General features: G+C 45.8%; 16 protein-coding genes and 1 riboswitch. Of the genes, 12 read left to right on the top strand and 4 right to left on the bottom strand.

The annotated features are described in order from the left end of the window. Window positions 1-53: 53 nt before the first annotated feature. Genes VIC_RS11585 through VIC_RS11595 form a run of 3 tightly spaced genes read left to right on the top strand, consistent with a single transcriptional unit; the run spans window position 54 to window position 3,336 of the window. Window positions 54-1,475 carry a CehA/McbA family metallohydrolase gene (locus VIC_RS11585; RefSeq protein WP_006959962.1) on the top strand — a complete coding sequence of 474 codons (1,422 nt, stop codon included), beginning with the start codon at window positions 54-56 and terminating at the stop codon, window positions 1,473-1,475. Then, the gene (locus tag VIC_RS11590; protein ID WP_006959963.1) at window positions 1,465-2,199 is read left to right on the top strand and encodes an HAD family hydrolase; all 735 of its coding nucleotides are present in this window, start codon (window positions 1,465-1,467) and stop codon (window positions 2,197-2,199) included. Before VIC_RS11585 ends, VIC_RS11590 begins: the two co-directional genes overlap by 11 nt. Before the next feature lie 9 nt (window positions 2,200-2,208). Further along, a complete protein-coding gene (locus tag VIC_RS11595; protein ID WP_006959965.1) occupies window positions 2,209-3,336 on the top strand; it encodes an ABC transporter ATP-binding protein in 1,128 nt (375 codons plus the stop codon). Between the two features lie 62 nt (window positions 3,337-3,398). Here the strand turns inward: VIC_RS11595 and VIC_RS11600 are convergent, their stop codons facing one another. Then, window positions 3,399-3,824 carry a universal stress protein gene (locus tag VIC_RS11600; protein ID WP_006959966.1) on the bottom strand — a complete coding sequence of 142 codons (426 nt, stop codon included), beginning with the start codon at window positions 3,822-3,824 and terminating at the stop codon, window positions 3,399-3,401. Between the two features lie 269 nt (window positions 3,825-4,093). Between VIC_RS11600 and VIC_RS11605 the strand changes: the two genes are divergently transcribed. The 5 genes from VIC_RS11605 (at window position 4,094) to VIC_RS26740 (ending at window position 12,397) form a co-directional block, all read left to right on the top strand. Further along, on the top strand, window positions 4,094-5,485 hold the full coding sequence (locus VIC_RS11605) for a glycoside hydrolase family 1 protein (RefSeq protein ID WP_039952025.1): 1,392 nt from the start codon (window positions 4,094-4,096) through the stop codon (window positions 5,483-5,485). 250 nt (window positions 5,486-5,735) lie between these two features. Further along, window positions 5,736-7,637: a penicillin-binding protein 2 gene (mrdA, locus tag VIC_RS11610; RefSeq protein WP_039951841.1), complete on the top strand. Its 1,902-nt coding sequence runs from the start codon at window positions 5,736-5,738 to the stop codon at window positions 7,635-7,637. A 119-nt stretch (window positions 7,638-7,756) separates the two neighbouring features. Further along, complete coding sequence (locus tag VIC_RS11615; RefSeq protein WP_006959970.1) at window positions 7,757-9,403, top strand: methyl-accepting chemotaxis protein; 1,647 nt, start codon at window positions 7,757-7,759, stop codon at window positions 9,401-9,403. A gap of 562 nt (window positions 9,404-9,965) precedes the next feature. Continuing rightward, the gene (locus tag VIC_RS11620; RefSeq protein WP_006959972.1) at window positions 9,966-11,843 is read left to right on the top strand and encodes a PhoX family protein; all 1,878 of its coding nucleotides are present in this window, start codon (window positions 9,966-9,968) and stop codon (window positions 11,841-11,843) included. A gap of 395 nt (window positions 11,844-12,238) precedes the next feature. After that, window positions 12,239-12,397 carry a hypothetical protein gene (locus VIC_RS26740; RefSeq protein WP_154351826.1) on the top strand — a complete coding sequence of 53 codons (159 nt, stop codon included), beginning with the start codon at window positions 12,239-12,241 and terminating at the stop codon, window positions 12,395-12,397. A 73-nt stretch (window positions 12,398-12,470) separates the two neighbouring features. Here VIC_RS26740 and VIC_RS11625 read toward each other — a convergent pair whose 3' ends face one another. Continuing rightward, the gene (locus tag VIC_RS11625; RefSeq protein WP_039951844.1) at window positions 12,471-13,574 is read right to left on the bottom strand and encodes a DSD1 family PLP-dependent enzyme; all 1,104 of its coding nucleotides are present in this window, start codon (window positions 13,572-13,574) and stop codon (window positions 12,471-12,473) included. 324 nt (window positions 13,575-13,898) lie between these two features. Here VIC_RS11625 and VIC_RS11630 point away from each other — a divergent pair, with 324 nt between their 5' ends. Beyond that, window positions 13,899-14,453 carry a VCBS domain-containing protein gene (locus VIC_RS11630; protein WP_152472530.1) on the top strand — a complete coding sequence of 185 codons (555 nt, stop codon included), beginning with the start codon at window positions 13,899-13,901 and terminating at the stop codon, window positions 14,451-14,453. On the opposite strand, the gene VIC_RS11635 is transcribed toward VIC_RS11630, so the two are convergent. Both VIC_RS11635 and VIC_RS11640 read right to left on the bottom strand, forming a co-directional pair. Beyond that, window positions 14,450-15,343 carry a LysR family transcriptional regulator gene (locus tag VIC_RS11635; protein WP_006959980.1) on the bottom strand — a complete coding sequence of 298 codons (894 nt, stop codon included), beginning with the start codon at window positions 15,341-15,343 and terminating at the stop codon, window positions 14,450-14,452. The genes VIC_RS11630 and VIC_RS11635 overlap by 4 nt on opposite strands. Before the next feature lie 105 nt (window positions 15,344-15,448). Further along, window positions 15,449-16,279, bottom strand: a complete 831-nt coding sequence (locus tag VIC_RS11640; protein ID WP_006959982.1) for an HDOD domain-containing protein — start codon at window positions 16,277-16,279, stop codon at window positions 15,449-15,451. 215 nt (window positions 16,280-16,494) lie between these two features. Between VIC_RS11640 and VIC_RS11645 the strand changes: the two genes are divergently transcribed. The 3 genes from VIC_RS11645 to dkgB all read left to right on the top strand — a co-directional run bounded on the left by VIC_RS11645 (window position 16,495) and on the right by dkgB (window position 18,955). Further along, window positions 16,495-16,998, top strand: a complete 504-nt coding sequence (locus tag VIC_RS11645; RefSeq protein WP_006959988.1) for a lactoylglutathione lyase family protein — start codon at window positions 16,495-16,497, stop codon at window positions 16,996-16,998. A gap of 58 nt (window positions 16,999-17,056) precedes the next feature. Then, complete coding sequence (locus VIC_RS11650; RefSeq protein WP_039951847.1) at window positions 17,057-18,043, top strand: zinc-binding dehydrogenase; 987 nt, start codon at window positions 17,057-17,059, stop codon at window positions 18,041-18,043. A 108-nt stretch (window positions 18,044-18,151) separates the two neighbouring features. Next, window positions 18,152-18,955, top strand: a complete 804-nt coding sequence (gene dkgB, locus VIC_RS11655) for a 2,5-didehydrogluconate reductase DkgB (protein ID WP_006959994.1) — start codon at window positions 18,152-18,154, stop codon at window positions 18,953-18,955. 65 nt (window positions 18,956-19,020) lie between these two features. Next, window positions 19,021-19,118: riboswitch (TPP riboswitch) on the top strand. Window positions 19,119-19,123: the final 5 nt, after the last annotated feature.

The following is a 19,123-nucleotide window of genomic DNA, read 5'->3' on the forward strand; positions in this document are numbered from 1 at the left end:
AGCCTGCTTAGGTAGGCTCCTCCATCCTACAGTGGATTTAATTGGTGAAACCGATGACAGAATTTCAAGGTGAACTGACCTTCGGCAGAGTGTCGTTGTCGTTTATGGTTCCGCACGGTGCTGAGGCCGTTCAAATTACGGGCACGACTGTGACCAAAGGGTTCTTATACGCAGTAGCGTACGATAGCCATGGTCATTTTCGCGGAAAGGTATTGTTTGAAAAAGCGCATAAGTCGCTGAATATCTGTGCAGAGCAGTCAGGGTTTGGCGCGATTGACGGTGAGCTGATTGCTGGAGAGTGGTCTCTGGAGCTGTACAACCTTGAAGGTGAGTTTCGTTCCGAGCGGGCGATGCAGTATCAGGTGAATATCGCGTTTGATCAACCGGTTGATACTCTAGCTATAGACAGTGTCGCAACTGTAGGGTTGGATCATCAGATTTCTTTTGATTACAGCCGGTTATTGAGCTCAGAGTCTCGTTGGTATCGAGGTGATCTGCATGCACATACTCAGTTATCGGATGGACACAACACCCTTTCTGCTGCCAAGCAGATAGTCGAAGCGCAGGGCTTAGATTTCTTCTTCCTTACTGAACACAACATCTGCCAGCCAAGATTACCCTTGTCTGAGCAATGCCTGTTTATGCCTGCCCTTGAAGTGACTACAGACCTTGGGCACTTCAATGTTCATGGTCCACAATCTGCGCTGGATTTGCGTCATGTTGAGCATAGCAGCCAAAGTGTGATGGAAGCAGGACTGGCATTGGCCAACGCTTCTCATAGCTCTATTAGTGTTAACCACCCGATGATGAAGCCATGGCATTGGCATTATGCACCGCTCGAACTCGACAAAGTATCGACGTTTGAGGTGTGTTGCGATCCGACTTGGCCAACATCACCTAAAGCGACAAACTCAGCGCTTAAGGTATTGAACGAAATGTGGAATTGCGGCCATAGAATCAGCGCCATTGGCGGCAGTGATTCCCACCTAGAGCCTCATGAGCGCAATCCGAAAGCGACGGAACCTTCACTCTACGGTGACCCGTCAACCTTTGTGTTTAGTCATGGACTGTGTGGTGAAGGCATTCTCGCTGGGCTACGGAACGGACATGTCTATTTAGAGCGTCGCTGCGGTTTATCTTTTGCCATCAACAGCAACGAGTTATTACCCGGCTGCGATTCTAAAGGGCAGGCTTTGTGCTACCAGTTGGCTGTGGACGATGATGAGCATATTTATTACGCCGAATGTGTTGTCGATGGCGTTGTCGTTGCCAAAGTCACGTTGCACAACACCGAACAAATGCTGTTTGTAGAAGCAGGCTACTCTTGGTGCCGCATCGATATCCGCCGCGCCGAGAATGATGAATTTGAAGGCTGTATTAACGCCGTTTATGACGGCGACCAACCCATTTTTACTACGCCTCTGGTCAAAACCTGGGGTGAACTTATGGAGCGATTAAATAGTGATGAAGTTTAAAGCACTATTGTTTGATAAAGATGGCACTCTGCTGGAATTCCACAATATGTGGCTCAACGCTTCACGCAGTGCGTGCCAGACCGTAAAGGATTTCAGTGACACAAACCAGGGTCATCAAAACGTCACAGTTGCGGAGTTACTCTTAGCCATCGGCGTAGAGGGCGACTCTGTCGATAACCATGGTCTGTTGGCGTCCAATCCGGTGGAAGACACGGCCAAAGCTTGGTTCGAGATCCTACGCCCAGCTGTTTCTCTGGAAATGTTTACCCGTGTGACCAAAGAGGCGTTTAACCATCATGTCGCTAATCATCCCGAATGGGTTGAAGCGCTGCCAGGGGTAACAGAAAAACTAGATTCACTTAAGCAGCAGGGCATGATTCTTGGCATTGCTACCGCGGATACCAAGGACTCAACACTCTACACTTTGCAGCAATCTGGTTTGAGCGAGATGTTTGATTATGTCGGTTACTCGGATGGTGACATCGAACCAAAGCCAGCCCCGGCATTGTTGAATGCTTTTTGTCAGCAATGCGGTGTTGAGCCGCACGAAGTGATCATGTTTGGCGACACGGTGTCAGACATGGAATTTGGCACCAATGCGGGCGCGAAGAAAATCGGTGTTCTAACTGGAACCGCATTGGAAAGCGAACTGACGCCTGTTGCAGATCTGGTGATTCCATCGGTAGCCCATTTTGACCCACACGCATTTAACGAGTTGATTTAAGGATAAGCTATGGCGGAAGTCACGCTTAAAGGGGTGGAAAAAACCTACCCGAATGGATTCAAAGCGGTTCATGGTGTTGACCTGAACATTCGCGAAGGCGAGTTTATGGTGTTTGTTGGGCCGTCTGGCTGTGCTAAGTCGACGACCTTAAGAATGATCGCTGGCCTAGAAGAGATTTCTCACGGTGATGTCTATATCGGTGACAAACGCGTCAACGATTTACCGCCGAAAGATCGCGGTATCTCAATGGTGTTTCAGAACTATGCGCTATACCCACATATGTCGGTGTATGAAAACATGGCATTCGGGCTTAAACAGCAAAAACTGGCAAAGTCAGAAATTGAACTGCGTATTTCTGAGGCGGCAAAAACGTTAGAGATTGAGCATTTACTGCAAAATAAACCCGGTGAAATGTCAGGTGGTCAAAGACAGCGTGTTGCACTTGGTCGCGCCATGGTGCGCAAGCCAGATGTGTTTTTGTTTGATGAGCCGTTGTCGAACCTTGATGCTAAATTGCGAGTGTCTACCCGAGTGAGCATTGCTCAGCTGCACTCTGATCTCAAAGCGGAAGGGCAGAATGCAACCATGATTTATGTGACCCACGATCAGGTGGAAGCCATGACGCTTGGGGATCGCATTTGTGTGCTCAATCAGGGGGAAATCATGCAAGTGGATACCCCAATGAACTTATACCGCTATCCAGCCAACAAATTTGTGGCAGGTTTTATTGGCTCTCCGGCGATGAACATCATTAAAGCCCGTATTGATGAAATTGATGGTGTAATGAATGCCATAGCAGAGAGCGGTAACCGATGGACGTTGCCAGAAAGTAAGCAAGACTTAGCAAGGCAGAAAATCGGCCAGTGGGTGTGGTTTGGTATTCGCCCAGAGCATATTCAACTGGCGAACCATGATGCACCACTCTCAGAAGTCAACACTCAACGTCATCCTATTAATGTCGTGGAATCGATGGGGAATGAGCTGTACCTCTATTTCCAACTCGGTAATGACAAATTGATTGCTCGCGTGCCGCTTGATGCAGATCGCATGGTGTTTAATGGTGAAGAGGCGTTATTGAATTTTAATGTCTCTGAGTGCCACCTTTTTGATATCGAGACCGAGCAGGCGCTAGTGTAGCCGCACATAATATGACGAAGCCATCCGTTAAGGATGGCTTTTTTGATTTTTAACTCGCTGGATTAGTTCGGAATTGGCACAACCAGAATGTCGACCGGAGATTTGTTGATCAGGTGTCTTGAATAAGAAATGATCTTACTCCAGAAGTCCTGATGGTGGCCACATATCAGCAAGTCGACACGGTTTTCTGTAATGGTGTCATTGAGCTTATCGCCCAGATCGCCAGTCCCGACTAAAAAATGCTTCACAGGAAAATCTAGCTTGGTTTGGAATGCGCGCAACCATTCCATCGAGTGTTCGTTGAGTGGTCTGACGCTGGCGTCAGCGTGAATGTCGACCAGCTCTGGATAGATTTCTCCATGGGTGCCATCAATGTGAATCAGCGAAATCTCCGCGTCATGCTGCTTAGCCATAAATACCGCTCTTTCAATCAACACATTGCTCTCTTCAGAAAGTTCCAGCGCGACCAGAATATGTCGATATTTCATTACCATGTCCTCTTATTGAACTGACTCATTTCATCATAGAGCGAATCGCTGAAAAATTTTGTCTAAGAGATCGCGGAAATGCTACAAATTGCATTGGTTTGTATGTACAAATGCTCGCATGTTTCGTTAATCGGTCATCTTAAATCATGCGCTGTTTTTTTGTGTTGATAACCTTAAAAACTAGGAAATAACTATCTCACACCTCAGCCTCATTTTGTTCCTAAAATGTGAGTTACACTCAGTTCAGACTCGAAGTGAGAGAGAATATGATGACAACATTTCCTAAGCATTTTCTGTGGGGCGGCGCGATTGCTGCGAATCAGGTGGAAGGCAGTTTTGATCTTGATGGTAAAGGGCTGTCGACGTCCGACATGTTGCCCAATGGGATTCTCAGTCCACACCAGACGCGCCAACAACGCACCGAAGGTATTAAAGATCTGGCGATAGATTTTTACCAGCGTTATCCAGAAGATATTGCTCTGTTTAATGAAATGGGGTTCAACTGTCTGAGGTTGTCCATTGCTTGGACGCGTATATTCCCGAATGGCGATGAATCCGAGCCCAATGAAGAAGGCTTGGCGTATTATGATCGTATCTTCGACGAATTAGCGAAACATGACATTACGCCTTTTGTCACCTTGTCTCATTATGAGATGCCTTACGCGTTGGTAGAAAACTATGGCGGTTGGGCAAGCCGTGAACTGATTAGCTTCTTTGAGCGCTATGCTCGTACCGTGTTTGAACGCTATCAGAACAAGGTCAAACTGTGGTTGACGTTCAATGAAATCAACATGTCTCTACACGCGCCATTTACCGGTGTGGGCTTGGCTGAAGAGGCTAGTGAGCAGGCCATTTATCAGGCAATACATCATCAGCTTGTCGCTAATGCAAAAGCGGTGAAACTATGCCATGAGATTATTCCAGATGCCAAGATAGGTAACATGTTGCTTGGTGCACTCAATTATCCGTATACCTGCAATCCCGACGATGTCATCGCGGCGATGCAGGAAAATAACAAATGGCTGTTTTTTGGTGATGTCCAGACTCGTGGTCGTTACCCAGGTTACATGCTTCGCTATTTCCGTGAAAAAGGGATTGAGATCGATATGCAGCCAGGTGATGTAGAGGAACTGGCGAGCGCCAGCGTTGACTTCATTTCATTCAGCTATTATGCGAGTGGCTGTGCTAGTGCAGATCCCAAGCAGAAAGAGGTCGGTAACATTGTCGACAGCGTGCCAAACCCGTATTTAGAGAAAAGTCAGTGGGGTTGGCTGATTGATCCTAAAGGGCTACGCATCTTGCTTAACTTTCTTTATGACCGCTATCAGAAGCCGTTGTTCATTGTTGAAAATGGGCTTGGGGCGCGCGATGAAATCAACGCCAATGGGGAGATAGAAGATGATTATCGCATTGCCTATCTCAATGATCATTTGGTTCAGGCCAGAGAAGCTATATTGGATGGAGTGGAGCTGATGGGCTTCACCAGTTGGGGCCCTATTGATCTGGTTGCCAATTCCACTGCGGAAATGAGTAAGCGTTACGGCTACATTTATGTTGATCGTCATGACGATGGAAGTGGCACATTAGAGCGTAAGCGCAAGAAAAGCTTTTTCTGGTATCAGGACGTTATCCGAACTCACGGAGCATCGCTAAAGTCTTGAAATAAAGGAGCCATATGGCTCCTTTACTTTACCCTCCGATATGAGAGGAAGAAATCAATGGCAGACTTTAAGTCTTGCTGCTCTTTCAGATTATTTTCTGGCTCGCTTGAGAGACTAGTTGATTTGGGGATGTTGACACTCTTCGTACATAACGCTTACCCGTTGTTGTTAAAGTAATCGCCAATGTAACCAAATGTAAATATATTGACAGGTGTAGGACGAAAAATCACCGTCAATTTGTTCCCCTATTATGAAGTTCAATCGACAACGTACCCACATGCGCAATCATGAGTGGGAAGTTAAGCTATTCCAGCGCCGCGCGGTCGTGGCTTTTATTGCGATGATCGCCCTATTGGGTGTGCTGGTGGCAAACCTCTACCACTTGGAAGTCAAAGATTTTGACTACTACCAGACCCGAGCAAATGACAACCGTATTCAGGTTCTGCCTATTTCTCCTCCTCGAGGGCTGATTTATGACCGCAACGGCCATCTCATAGCCAAAAACATTCCTGTTTATGTGTTGGATGTGTTTCCGGATAAAGCGCTCAACCTCGAACAATCCATTGTTAACTTGCAAAAATATGTCGATTTATCACCAGAGCAGGTGAACCAGCTTGAACATCTACATCGCAGGCGTTTCAAGGCGGTGACCATAAAGGGGGAGCTATCTGAGTTGGAAGTGGCCCGTTTTTCTGCGCATCAACATGAATTTCCGGGCTTTGTAATCAACGCTGAAATGAAACGTTTTTATCCTTATGGTGCGTCACTGACGCATGTTGTAGGTTACGTTTCTCACATCAATGATCGCGATATTGAGCGTCTCAAGCGTCAGGATGAGTTGTCTAACTACCGGGCAACGAAGAACATCGGCAAGCTCGGGATCGAGCGCTACTACGAAAAAATGCTCCACGGCGAGCAAGGCTATGAAGAAGTTGAAGTGAACAGCCGTGGTCGAGTGATTCGCACCCTTGAATATGTGCCCCCTGTGGCGGGTAAAGATATCGTTCTGAACATTGACGTCGATTTACAGAATTATGTCTACAAACTGTTGGGAGACAGGCAGGGCAGTGCGGTGGTACTTGACCCGAAAGACAACAGTGTACTGGCGATGGCATCCAGCCCCAGTTATGACCCAAACCCTTTTGTTGATGGGATATCAGGGCCTGCGTATCGTAAATTACTTGAAGATGCTCACCACCCATTGGTCAATCGTGCCACCCTTGGTGTGTATCCGCCCGCCTCTACAGTGAAGCCCTTCATGGCGATTGCTGGGCTGACTGAACATGTCATCAGCCCTACTACGATTCGTAACGATCACGGTCGTTGGCAGATTCCTGGCTCCAGTCGTCATTCCAAAGCTTGGCGTGACTGGCGCCGCTGGGGGCATGGTGATGTTGATGTCACGCTAGCGATTGAAGAGTCGGTAGATTCGTTTTTCTATCAGATGGCTTACGATTTGGGGATTGATCGTATCTCGGATTGGATGGGGCTGTTTGGGTTTGGTCAGCTGACAGGCATAGACATTCTTGAGGAAACGGAAGCCAATATGCCGACCCGAGAGTGGAAACAGCGCCGCCATCATCAACCTTGGTATAAAGGGGATACGGTGCCTATTGGTATTGGACAGGGTTACTGGACGGCCACACCGTTGCAAATTGCTAAAGCGACATCGGTATTGGTAAATCACGGCAATGTCACGCCACCTCATCTGCTGAAAGCGGTCATTGAGCATGGTCAAAGCTTTGAGTCTGCGACGTTAGTTGATGAGCCAGTGACTAACAACATGAAACAAGTGGATGACAGTTCATGGGATATTGCTCTGAATGCAATGCGACTGGTGAATGAAGGCCCAAGAGGTTCAGGCCGAAGAGCGTTCAGAGGGACCGAGTATTGCAGTGGTGGTAAGTCGGGAACCGCACAGGTTTTCGGCCTGAAGAAAGACGAAGTCTATAACTCCAAAGAATTGAGTCACAACCTTCTCGATCACGGCTTGTTTACAGGGTTTGCTCCGTGTCGCAATCCTGAGTATGTCACGACAGTCGTCATAGAACACGGTAATGGTGGTTCCAAAGTGGGTGCGCCGTTTGTTCGAAATGTGTTTGATCACTTGCTGACTGAAAAGGGTAAACATGCCCCCAGAAAGCAGACTTAAGTGAGAGTTTCTACGTATTAACCCATCTATAGGATGAATTTTTGATGATCGGTAGCGAGTTTCAATATTGTCATCTAGATTCATATGGTTAGTTGGAAAATATGAGTAGGGATAAGAACATGAAGCGACTTTTGTCTCAGTGGTCTGTTACCAATCGTTTGGTTGCTATTTTCGTTGTATTTGTCGTCACTATTGTTTTGATTGCGACCGATATTATTGTGACTTTGGAAAAGAATAAGCAGGATGGCACGGTGATTAATGTTGCTGGCCGACAGAGAATGTTGACCAAGAAGTTTGCCAGTGAGGTCATGCTTTCTGTATATGAGGGGCATAAGTCAGCTCATTCTCAGCTCAATTACGACAATACCATCAAACTTTACGAGACCTCGCTCAAGGCGTTAAAAAGTGGTGGCCAGACCTTCTCAGATTTACCGATGAAAAATCCGATTAACCTTGCTGAAAGTACAGCAGAAGACTTTAAAAACAGGCTCAACACGGTAGAGCAGCTCTGGAATACGCAAAAAGCCATGGCTTTTTCTTTGCTGCAACAAACGGACAAGCCGACGGAGGAGCAGGTTGATAAGTTTATGTTGGCCAATCACAAAACACTCGGAGCGATGCACCAAGCGGTACTTAGCTATAACCGCTATGCAGACGCTAATGTGAAAGGCTTGAAGCAAGACATTTTAGTCATCTCTGGTGTCGGCATACTGCTCGTCATTGTGCTTTCTTACTTGATTGGGAAAAGCTTAACACAGCCAATTCATCAATTGGTCGCGGTGAGCAGAGACACAAGAAAAGGTGATCTGGAGGACAAAGATCATATCAATGAGCTGGTCAATAATAGTGAGCTTGGCCTGTTGGCGAAGAACATCCAGTCGATGAGACACGCATTGTCTTCGGTGGTCAAAGGTCTCAAAACCAGTGCGGACAACATCTCTAGTTTATCGAGTCGAGTTGAGTCTCTGTCGCAAGAGGTGAATGAGAGCTACGATGATGAGAAACGCAAATACGAAGAGATTGCTCAAATTTCAGATGGTTTGGTGGATTCCTTTGATCGCGTTTCAGGGGTGGTTGATCAAACCTTGGAGTCTGCCGCTCAAAGTCAAACCAGTGCAAAGCGTGGCTTAGATTCAGTTCACGCCAATATGAAAGCGGTAGAGCTAGCGTCTGCTGAGTCGCATAAAGTGTCTGAAAACATTCAGGAACTGAGTTCTGTTGCCGAGCAAGTGTATAGCATAATTGATGTTATCCAGACCATTGCCGAGCAGACCAATTTATTGGCACTTAATGCTGCTATCGAGGCTGCACGGGCAGGTGAACAAGGGCGAGGCTTTGCCGTTGTTGCTGATGAAGTCCGAATGTTAGCCAGTAAAACCAATGACTCAACCGGGGAAATCAGTAGCTTGCTCAATGATTTGACAGAGCGAGTGAAAGTCTCTGTTGAGTCTGTGGCGCAACTGCAAAAAGAAGTAGAAAACAGTAAGCAATGCAGTAGTGATACTGCGGATAACATCGATAAGATTTCCAACTCGATTACGTTGACGGTCGAACAACAGAATGAAATTGCGGCACTTATTGATGAGCAGTCTCGAAGTATTCACGATCTCAAACAAGCACAGGACTACCTGTCTAACCTTCTTCAGAACACCAATAAGAAGATCATGGACAGTTCCCACATTGCGGTTGATATGAGTGATATGGCGAAGGGTATCTCATCAACCTTAGATGATTTCTCGTTGTCTGCTCGGAACGTTAAATCATGATTTGAGTTTGGGCTAGTAGTGTTAAGTCTCTGATAAAAGAAGCCCCTATATGGGGCTTCTTTTATTGTGCAGGAGTAAGGTTTCTGTGCTTTAGAAACACAAAAGCTGGCAACGGATTGCCAGCTTAGACGTTGATAGCCTGCTAGAGCAGGCTGAAAGGATGCACGTTACTTCTTATTTGTGTCTTTATTGGCGTCTTTCCAATATTGAATTCGGACACGATGAAGTTGTGCTTTTCTCATTTTCTTCATGATATTCCCTCACTTTTTAATGGCTTGCTCGTCACTGAGCATATGTGAATCAAGTTCCTCATGAACAAGATTTAATGTAGCGACCAAATTCGAAGATCGCTAGGGTTTAGATCACATTTTTTTGTATGTACGTCATACCTTATTTATATAAAGTGAATATGAGCTCACTTTAATAGGATTGCAATGTAACTAAAATAAAACTGCAATACCGCCTTTATGTAATAGAAACAATACTTTAACGCGATTGTCATTTTTACTATCTATCATCTGCTCGCTATTAATAAAAAACATACTCGAGCAAGGAGTCAGCAATGTGGAATCGCGATGAGCAAGATTCTCAATTCAGCCAAATGATCGAGGCGAGACTGTCACGTCGTCGTTTCTTGGCTGGTACCGCAGCAGTGGGTGCAGGCGCGTTTCTGTCGCTTAACCCAATCACTAAGGCATTTGCCGCAGACAAGAAAAGCGCACTACTGAATTTTGACGCTGTTCCGGCTTCTACAGAAGATGCGATTATTGTGCCAAAAGGCTATAAAGCAACACCTTTGTTATCTTGGGGTGACCCTATATTTGCTGATGCGCCAGAATTCGATCAGAGCGGTAAGCAAGACTCAAAAGCTCAACTACGCCAGTTCGGTGACAATACTGACGGCATGAGCTTATTCCCAATCGCGAAAGACCGCGCCGTAATTGCGGTTAACAATGAATACACCAACTACGAATACCTGTTTGACCATGGCGGTAAAGCGATGACCGCAGATGATGTCATGAAATCACAGGCCGCTCACGGTGTGACTGTGTTTGAAATCGTCAAATCTGGTGGTGAGTGGAAGCTGGACAAAAACGGTAAGCGTAACCGTCGAATTACCGCTGCTACAGAAATGAAGCTCACAGGTCCAGCAGCTGGTCACGATTTGATGAAGACCAAGCTCGATCCGACAGGTATGAAACCATTGGGTACATTCAACAACTGTGCAAATGGCCAAACGCCATGGGGCACGTACCTGACATGTGAAGAGAACTTCAATGGTTACTTTGGTACCAGCGCTAGCGCTGAAGTCTCGGACGACCATGTACGCTATGGTGTTGAACCTAAGCCTAGCAAATACCAATGGCATGACACCGATGAGCGTTTTGATGTAGCTAAGCATCCAAATGAACCACATCGCTTTGGTTGGGTTGTTGAGATAGATCCGAACGACCCGACTTCAACACCGCTTAAGCGCACTGCACTAGGCCGATTCAAGCACGAAAATGCAGCATTGCTGATCAATGACGACGGCCATGTGGTTGTCTACTTGGGTGATGACGAACGTGGTGAGCACCTTTACAAGTTCGTTTCTAAGAACAAATATCAGCCAGGCAACAACACAGCAAATCGCGATCTGTTGGAAGAAGGGACATTGTATGTCGCCAAGTTCGAGATGGAAGACGCTGAACTGAAGGGTAAAGGGCAGTGGCTGGAGCTTACATATGGTAAGAATGGCCTGACGAAAGAAAATGGCTTCCATGACCAAGCGGAAGTGGTGACCTTTGCACGTAGAGCGGCGACTCAAGTTGGTGCAACCACAATGGACCGCCCAGAATGGGTTGCAGTGCACCCTGACAACCAACACGTTTTCTGTACGTTGACCAACAACAAAAACCGTGGTGTAAAAGAAGGCCAACCGGTTGGTGGACCAAACCCTCGCAAAGAAAACCATTATGGTCAGATTGTTCGCTGGGTACCGCAAGGTGGTGACCACACCAGCGAAGGATTTGAATGGGATCTGTACCTAATTGCGGGTAACCCAAAGGTGCATAAAGGCAACCTTTATGCAGGTAGCGAGAACATCAATGAAGACAACATGTTCAACAGCCCAGATGGTATTGGTTTTGATAAAGCAGGGCGTCTGTGGATTCAAACCGATGGTAACTACTCCAACAAAGGCGATTTTGCAGGCCAAGGTAACAACCAGATGTTGTGTGGTGACCCTATGACTGGCGAGGTTCGTCGCTTCCTGACTGGTCCTGTAGCGTGTGAAATTACCGGCCTGACCTTCTCTGAAGATTACAAGACGATGTTTGTTGGTGTTCAGCATCCAGGTGAGAAAGGTGCTCCGTCTCACTTCCCTGCTGGTGGTAACAGCAAACCTCGCTCAACAATTATGGCTATCACACGCGAAGATGGCGGTGTAATAGGCGCATAAATACAAATTCCTTTAGGGAATACTTGCACTACTTCAAGGGGCATTTCGCCCCTTTTTTGATCTTTGAGAAAGGCTAGCAAGGATAAATATGCGCAAATGAGCATAAAAATTGTGATCTTATGGCTGCTAACCACTAAATGTAGTTGCTCAGTTTGTACGGTATAACTATATTGAAAAGGTGCCCACATAATTTAAAGGTGTAGAGACCCGAGTAAACTCACAGAGTTGATACGAAAAATTGAACGAAAACGAAACACATGGCTCAGTGATGTTCCCACTGAGGGTGAATCGAAAGCGTCTAAGAATAAAGTATTTACAAAGGCCTTTTAGCTCATCGCTCCGGCGACGCCACATCTTAAGTTATCGGTACGTATGTTGATAACCAAGGAGGAGGTTTGGCTATGGTTGTTCTGGGTTTAGTAACTCTGGGTATCGTTGTTTTCTTTGCTTGTTGGGTATGCCAACACGGTCTGCCAGTTTTTGGCATGCAGCTGGATGAAACTGATCAGCTACTCCTTGCGGAAGCCGCTGGAAAAGACGTATTGGAAGCATAAATTTCATTTACTTATGGATATCGCAAAAAGGAGCCATTGGCTCCTTTTTTAATGTCAGAAATTAGCCGTGGAGTTAGTCTGAGCGGCCACGCCCCGCAATCTTCCATTTATCGACAACCTCACCTTGCCTAACCACGTACAAATGGTCGAAGTTGTTCAGCGTGGTATCGCAGTGGCTCGGAGTTAAAGCGAGCGTCTCGCCGATACTAAGTGGATTGTCTTCACTAAGATGAAGAATGCCATGCTCATCCCCACCACATTGATAGGTAAGATCAGGGCGAGATTCAACAATCGGCATACCTAGATCAATTGAAAGTGACTTCATACCCGCATCAATAACGGCGCGTTGCGGGGTTGGGTGGCTAATCACGGTACTTAACACTTTGAGTGCAGGATTGAACTGTTGGTTAAGATTTGCATCTTGCTCATCGCCAATATTGCAATAAGAGTTATCCATAAACAGATAAGAGCCGGCTTGTATCTCAGTGTACGCTAGCCCCTGATAAGCTTGGTACGTCCCAGTGCCGCCTCCACTGATGATTTCTGGGGCAAGATGGCGTGGCTTTAATTGAGTATCGATAAAATCAAACAGTTCAGTCACTGCGGAGCGTGCTTGTTGTTGTCTCTGTTCAAAGCCTTTGATCAGTTGTAAGTGACCGCTGTACGCCTGAATCCCAGCGTAATGAACCCCTTCGGTATGAACGACTTTCTCTATGAGCTTCAGTAGTCCTTGACCCACAGCGACACCGCATCGCTGCTGACCACTTTCGACTTCAATCAAAAGGTTGACCGTGACACCTGCCTGCTTAGCTAGCTCAGCGATTGATTCCACATGCTGAGGGTGATCAATAACTTGATAGAGCGTGGCTTGCGGGTATTGGCTATGAAGATCTATCAGACGTTGATACTTAGCCTGACCTGCAATTGGGGTTGTGATTAGGATGTCAGTGATACCACCTTGAAGCATCACTTCCGCCTCTCCTAGCTTTGATGTACAGATGCCTTGTGCACCATGTTCAATTTGCTTGTGGGCCAGTTGTGGGATTTTATGCGCCTTCGTATGAGGGCGCAGGGTTAAGCCTAGTTGATTAATTCTGCGTTGCATCTCAGCTAAGTTATGTTCGACAGTCTCGATGTCGATAAACAAAGCCGGTGTATCGATGTGTTCTAGTTTCATTTTTTCATACTTATTGTTTTTTGAGCCGCGCTAGATTAGCACTCAGACAGTCATGTTGATTAAGAATATTGTTAAATATTGGTGCTTTAAGATCGTTAGCAAATTGAAAATGAGTGATCGACTTTTGTTGTGTTTTGCATTTCATATTGAGAATCAGATTGTGCTCTGATTTTGTCAATTTCTATCATTATGAATTATATGCACTTTTGTGCTTATATTTATTTCCTGTTTTTTGGCACGTGGCTTGCCTTAATCAATTTACCTAGCTTGATTCAATATGCGTTCGATTTTGACAAGTGTAATCAGAGAAAATAGGAGAAGGTTATGGCTCATTCAACTAACACACATCGTTTCAGAAGCGCTGTAAACCGTGCAGATACCTATGCTCTGACTGATACTAAATTGTCTAGTACTCAAGGCTCAAGAGCTTATCGTTTGGCATCACTGTCGCTTTTACCTAGCCCTCCAGAGGGAGTTAGAGATAGAGTAAGCCGAATGCTCGGCAAGAGTTTTCATCAAGCAGATTCTGAGTACGCGGAGGAAAAAAATGAGCTTTCAGAATGGACACCTTCTCCGCTATTGATTGATTCAGGAAGACTTCTTATTTCGAGCGGCCATCGTCGCCAGACCCAGTTCGACCCCAATAGCGTTGTTGCAGGCAAGGATACGCTCGGTTCGCTCAATATTAACAAAGATGGGTACTGGGATTATTCGGTTTACAATATCAAGATGCAGTTTCTCAAGCAGGGTGAGCGTAAGCTTGAAAGTTTCTCTTTATACTCTGATGCAGGCGACCCTATTACTGTGACACTCACTTTGATTGGTGTGGAAGGCGGTGCTGTGATTGAGGAGCTAGCAACAGAAGTAACCATAGGTTAGTCGTGATGAAAGTAAGGGGAAATTTCTTTCATTATGGTCGTAAAGCGTTGTGGTAACTGGCGATGTCTTTTGGTCAGAAAATATAGGGTTTCTACAACTTCATGTTCTGCCTGATAAATGGCAATTTTGTCTCTATCTGAAAATGAATCGAGAGCACTTTTAGGCAACACAGTAAACCCAAGCCCTTTTGCAACAGGTAACAATATTTGGCTCAGCTGATTGATATACCCCGTGACCGGAATATCGTCGATGTTGATCTTCTCTAGCAAAGGCTCACCACACTGGGCAAAGTATAGAGAGAGATAGTGAATAGCATCGGGATGCTGAATCAAACCAATCGCTTTCAAAACCTCAGGTGTTAAGCTGTTTACTGCCATTTTGGCAGGTAGCATCAGGCAAAGAGGCTCGATGCCCAATATCTCTGATTCGAAACGAGAGTCGGAAGGAATGTGAGTAACGATCCCAATATCACTCTCTCCAGATAACACATCAGCTAAAATCTTATGATGAGGAGCGGCTTCGAGTTTTGGAACTAGCTTCGGATATTTACATTGTAAATTAAGAAGATGCGGATAGAGCAGTAACGCCAGAGAGCCAGAGCAGGACAGCGAGACGTTGCCTGAATAAGGGTCTTCAATATTGAGAGAGTTAAGTAGTTCAGCCTGTTGGCGCTCAACTTCTAGGGCATAGAGATAGACAGATTGCCCGGCTTCTGTGATTTCAAATGTTTTGTTGTGTCTGGCGATGAGAGCATGACCGCATGCTTGCTCAAGCTTTTTGATGTGCTGGCTAACCCCTGGTTGGGTCATAAAAAGCCTTTCAGCGGTTTTAGTGAAGTGGCCAGTATCGATCAGTGTTTGAAAGGTCTTCAGCCATAGTGGGTTGAGCATCGTCATCGTTTAATAACAAAAAATTATGCTTAATAGTTTATGTGATAACGTTAAGTTTTGGTAGTAAGAGAAGAATGGCGAGATGTGTTACCTCGCCATCTAGAACTAAGCTGCGTTGAGCTGAGTGGCGAGATCCCTGCCGTTACCGCGGAATTTATCGACGGTTGGTGCAAAGGCGGCGGAAACATGAAGTAAGCGAGAATCTGGATGCTCAGCTAGGTATCGCGCTTTCGCATCATCGCTGTCTAGTTTATCCCAGTCACGATGGATCGAGCGAGCAAAGTGCAGTGTCGTTGCCATTTTAGGAGACAGCTCTGCGTCTCTAGGATCATGATAATTAGCGATGGCGTCCACCATAGGGTCAGGGAACTTCCAAGTCTTCGCCAACTTAGCACCCAGTGTCGGAGCGGTAATATCCAGCACTTCTTCTTGTACTGAAATCGCGTCTTCTCCTGCCTCTGCACGTTCATGTATTTTGACTGCGGCATCAGGCACCAAAGTATGAATCATCAGCTCGCCGATATTGTGAAGAATACCGGTAGTGAACACTTCGTTGGAATCCATCCCTGTCTCGTCGGCAATCTTGCTGGCGATAACGGAAATCTCGAAGGTGTCTTCCCAATACTGGTCCATATCCAGTGTTTTGATTTTAGGGAATGCACCAGAAAGCACTGAGGCGACTACCAGAGTTCTTACTGGACCAGTACCGACACGAAGCAAAGCCTCGTTAACGGAAGAAACTGTTTTACTGCCGCCGAAATGGGCAGAGTTCGCCATACGTAGCAATCGAGCACTCAATACCTGATCGGTAGCGATTTTTCTCGAGAGCTCGCCAAAATCGACCTCGTCCTGATTCACCATATCAAGTAGCTCTTGTAGTACTTTCTGGATCCTAGGTAACTCGTTAAGACGCGAAATTAAAGCCTCCTGACTCATTAGCACTCTCCTTTTTTATTTATGAGCTTTCTTACTATAGAACAGTAAATTAGTTTCATACAAAGTTGTAAACGAAGAAGTTCTTAAAATATTTTAATAACAAAAAATTATTAAAATAAGAATAATTGATAATTTTTAATCGATATATTCTTTGCCTAATATGTACTCAACGAAGCGGGAGAGTCCCCGACACAAAGAGCAAAGAAGAGGTCTACATGTCTACTCCATATCCACGTAATTTTTCTCATATCGGTATTTCGGTACCTGACTTAGAAGCAGCAGTTAAATTTTATACAGAAGTACTTGGTTGGTACCTGATCATGGAACCTACCGAAATCGTTGAAGACGATTCTGCTATCGGTGAAATGTGTACTGACGTATTTGGTGCGGGTTGGGAGCGTTTCCGTATTGCTCACCTTTCAACGGGTGACCGTATCGGTGTTGAGCTGTTTGAGTTCAAGAATCAGGAAAATCCAGAAGACAACTTCGAATACTGGAAAACAGGTATTTTCCACTTCTGCGTTCAGGATCCTAATGTGGAAGAGCTGGCAGAGAAGATTGTTGCAGCAGGTGGTAAGAAGCGCATGAAAGCGCCACGCTATTACTACCCAGGTGAGAAACCTTACCGCATGATCTACATGGAAGACCCATTCGGTAACATCCTTGAAATCTACTCTCATAGCTACGAGCTGCATTACTCAGCAGGTGCTTACAAGTAAGCTATTCAGCCACTCATGTTTATGAGTGGCTTTATTCTTTGAAACTAAGGACAAATCAATGAAAGCGATCACGTACCAGCGCGAACAAGACACGTTCACAGTCTCCGAATTGCCGCAACCTAATCTTCAGTCACCATTTGACGTTTTGGTAAGAGTCCATGCGGTGGCGCTAAACCCAGTCGATGCCAAAGTAAATTTTTGGCATGGAATGGTCCCTGATATGAACGACAATTTCGTTGGAGGGTTGGATGTATCAGGGGAAATTGTTGCGATAGGTCAACAGGTAACTGGCTGGGCTGTGGGTGATCGAGTTCTGTATCACGGAAATATGCGCCGTGTGCATGGCGGGTTTGCAGAATATGCGCTCCAAGATGCACGCACCCTCACGGCGCACCCTAATGTTCCTGCTGAATTTGCTGCAGCAACTCCATGTGCAGCGTGGACAGCCTATCGCGCTTTGGTTGACAAGCTGAATATTGAATCTCGTAGTAGCATTTTCATTGCCGGTGGCGCTGGTGGTGTAGGTAGTTTCGCCATTCAACTAGCCAAACATTTTGGTGTAAGCAAAATTGTTACTACGGCCTCAACAGCAAAACACAGCTATGTGAAAAAGCTCGGGGCAACCCATGTGATTGATTACCGAAGTGATGATGTCGCTGAGCAAATCATGAATCTTACCGATGGGCTTGGTGTGGACGTCGCACTAGATTGTGTTGGTGGTGACAATGATCTGCTAGCGGCATCAGTATTGGGTTTTGAAGGACAAATGGTTGAGCTGGTAAAAACCGTGCAGCCTGAGCTTTATCCTGATGCTTTTCTGAAAGGTCTTTCATTCCATCAACTTAGCTTAGGCTCTGGCCATGTAAATGGTGAAAAAGGCCGCAATGATATGGTTGCGGCCGGTAATGCGGTTTCTAAACTGTTCGAACTGGGGATACTCGAAACGCCAGCACTGCAAGTGATTCCGTTAGATCAGGTCGGGGATAAGTTGGTAGAAATTCGAAATCAACGCACCACGGGTAAAATTGTCGCGAAATTGGTGTAACCATTGATGGCAAAAAAGACAAAAGTGATTTGAGTTTTTTGCCATTTTTCATCAGTTAATTACTCGCAATAATTGCACCGTTCAACTCATTCAGAAACAGGAAATACCATGAAACACATTCCTATGCTAGGTGCCGGTACATTTAGACTGGAAGGTCAGACGGCATTTGATTCCGTTATGATGGCGCTTAAAGCCGGATATCGTCATATCGATACAGCTCAGATTTACGGTAATGAGCAGTCGGTGGGTGATGCAATGTTGGCGTCTGGCATTGCCCGAGATGAGATTTTTCTTACCACTAAAGTGTGGATGAACAAACTGTCGAAAGCAGAGTTCCGATCCAGTGTCGAAGAGAGTTTGAATAAGTTGCAAACCTCATACATTGATTTGCTATTGATTCATTGGCCGCTGAAAGATGAAAAAGTATCCATGCTAGAGTATCTGACAGAGTTGAAGGCGGTGAAAGAGGCGGGCCTGGTGAAGCATATCGGCGTTTCTAACTTCAACAACCAGCAGCTAGAACAAGCGATAGGTATTTTGGGAGCAGGGGAAATTTTTACCAATCAGGTAGAAGTTCATCCATATCTGCAAAACAAGAAGGTGGTTGAGTTCTGCAAACGCAACGATGTATTGGTTACGGGGTATATGCCGTTTGCGTATGGTGCTGTTTTGAAAGATGAAATCATTCTTCAACTGGCGAACAAGCATGGCGTAACGGCAGCACAAATTGTGTTGGCGTGGATGCGTCAAAATGAATTCGTGACGATTCCATCATCGACTCGACAGGCCAATGTTGAAAGCAATCTCGAGGCGAAGAACGTGCACTTAAGCCACGATGATATGGCATTGATTGCAACATTAGATCGCAATCAACGTCTTGCCAATCCAGACTTTGCTCCAGAGTGGGATTGAATGACTGCGAGCACTTTTTGCGAATTTAAAAGTGCATTCGCTTTTTAATTACTGTTATTATCAGCGGGAAATAGTCGGGGAGCCTTAGGGCTGAGATCGCATTGCGAGACCCGTAGAACCTGATTCAGTTAGCACTGACGTAGGGAACTATTAGCACCGATGTTTGAG

This window comes from Vibrio coralliilyticus ATCC BAA-450, assembly GCF_000176135.1.
In the GTDB taxonomy this organism is placed as follows: Bacteria; Pseudomonadota; Gammaproteobacteria; order Enterobacterales; family Vibrionaceae; genus Vibrio; species Vibrio coralliilyticus.

Coding starts and splice junctions, on each gene's coding strand:
- VIC_RS11585 (WP_006959962.1), top strand. CDS start 54: ATGACAGAATTTCAAGGTGAACTGACCTTCGGCAGAGTGTCGTTGTCG.
- VIC_RS11590 (WP_006959963.1), top strand. CDS start 1,465: ATGAAGTTTAAAGCACTATTGTTTGATAAAGATGGCACTCTGCTGGAA.
- VIC_RS11595 (WP_006959965.1), top strand. CDS start 2,209: ATGGCGGAAGTCACGCTTAAAGGGGTGGAAAAAACCTACCCGAATGGA.
- VIC_RS11600 (WP_006959966.1), bottom strand. CDS start 3,824: ATGAAATATCGACATATTCTGGTCGCGCTGGAACTTTCTGAAGAGAGC.
- VIC_RS11605 (WP_039952025.1), top strand. CDS start 4,094: ATGACAACATTTCCTAAGCATTTTCTGTGGGGCGGCGCGATTGCTGCG.
- mrdA (WP_039951841.1), top strand. CDS start 5,736: ATGAAGTTCAATCGACAACGTACCCACATGCGCAATCATGAGTGGGAA.
- VIC_RS11615 (WP_006959970.1), top strand. CDS start 7,757: ATGAAGCGACTTTTGTCTCAGTGGTCTGTTACCAATCGTTTGGTTGCT.
- VIC_RS11620 (WP_006959972.1), top strand. CDS start 9,966: ATGTGGAATCGCGATGAGCAAGATTCTCAATTCAGCCAAATGATCGAG.
- VIC_RS11625 (WP_039951844.1), bottom strand. CDS start 13,574: ATGAAACTAGAACACATCGATACACCGGCTTTGTTTATCGACATCGAG.
- VIC_RS11630 (WP_152472530.1), top strand. CDS start 13,899: ATGGCTCATTCAACTAACACACATCGTTTCAGAAGCGCTGTAAACCGT.
- VIC_RS11635 (WP_006959980.1), bottom strand. CDS start 15,343: ATGCTCAACCCACTATGGCTGAAGACCTTTCAAACACTGATCGATACT.
- VIC_RS11640 (WP_006959982.1), bottom strand. CDS start 16,279: ATGAGTCAGGAGGCTTTAATTTCGCGTCTTAACGAGTTACCTAGGATC.
- VIC_RS11645 (WP_006959988.1), top strand. CDS start 16,495: ATGTCTACTCCATATCCACGTAATTTTTCTCATATCGGTATTTCGGTA.
- VIC_RS11650 (WP_039951847.1), top strand. CDS start 17,057: ATGAAAGCGATCACGTACCAGCGCGAACAAGACACGTTCACAGTCTCC.
- dkgB (WP_006959994.1), top strand. CDS start 18,152: ATGAAACACATTCCTATGCTAGGTGCCGGTACATTTAGACTGGAAGGT.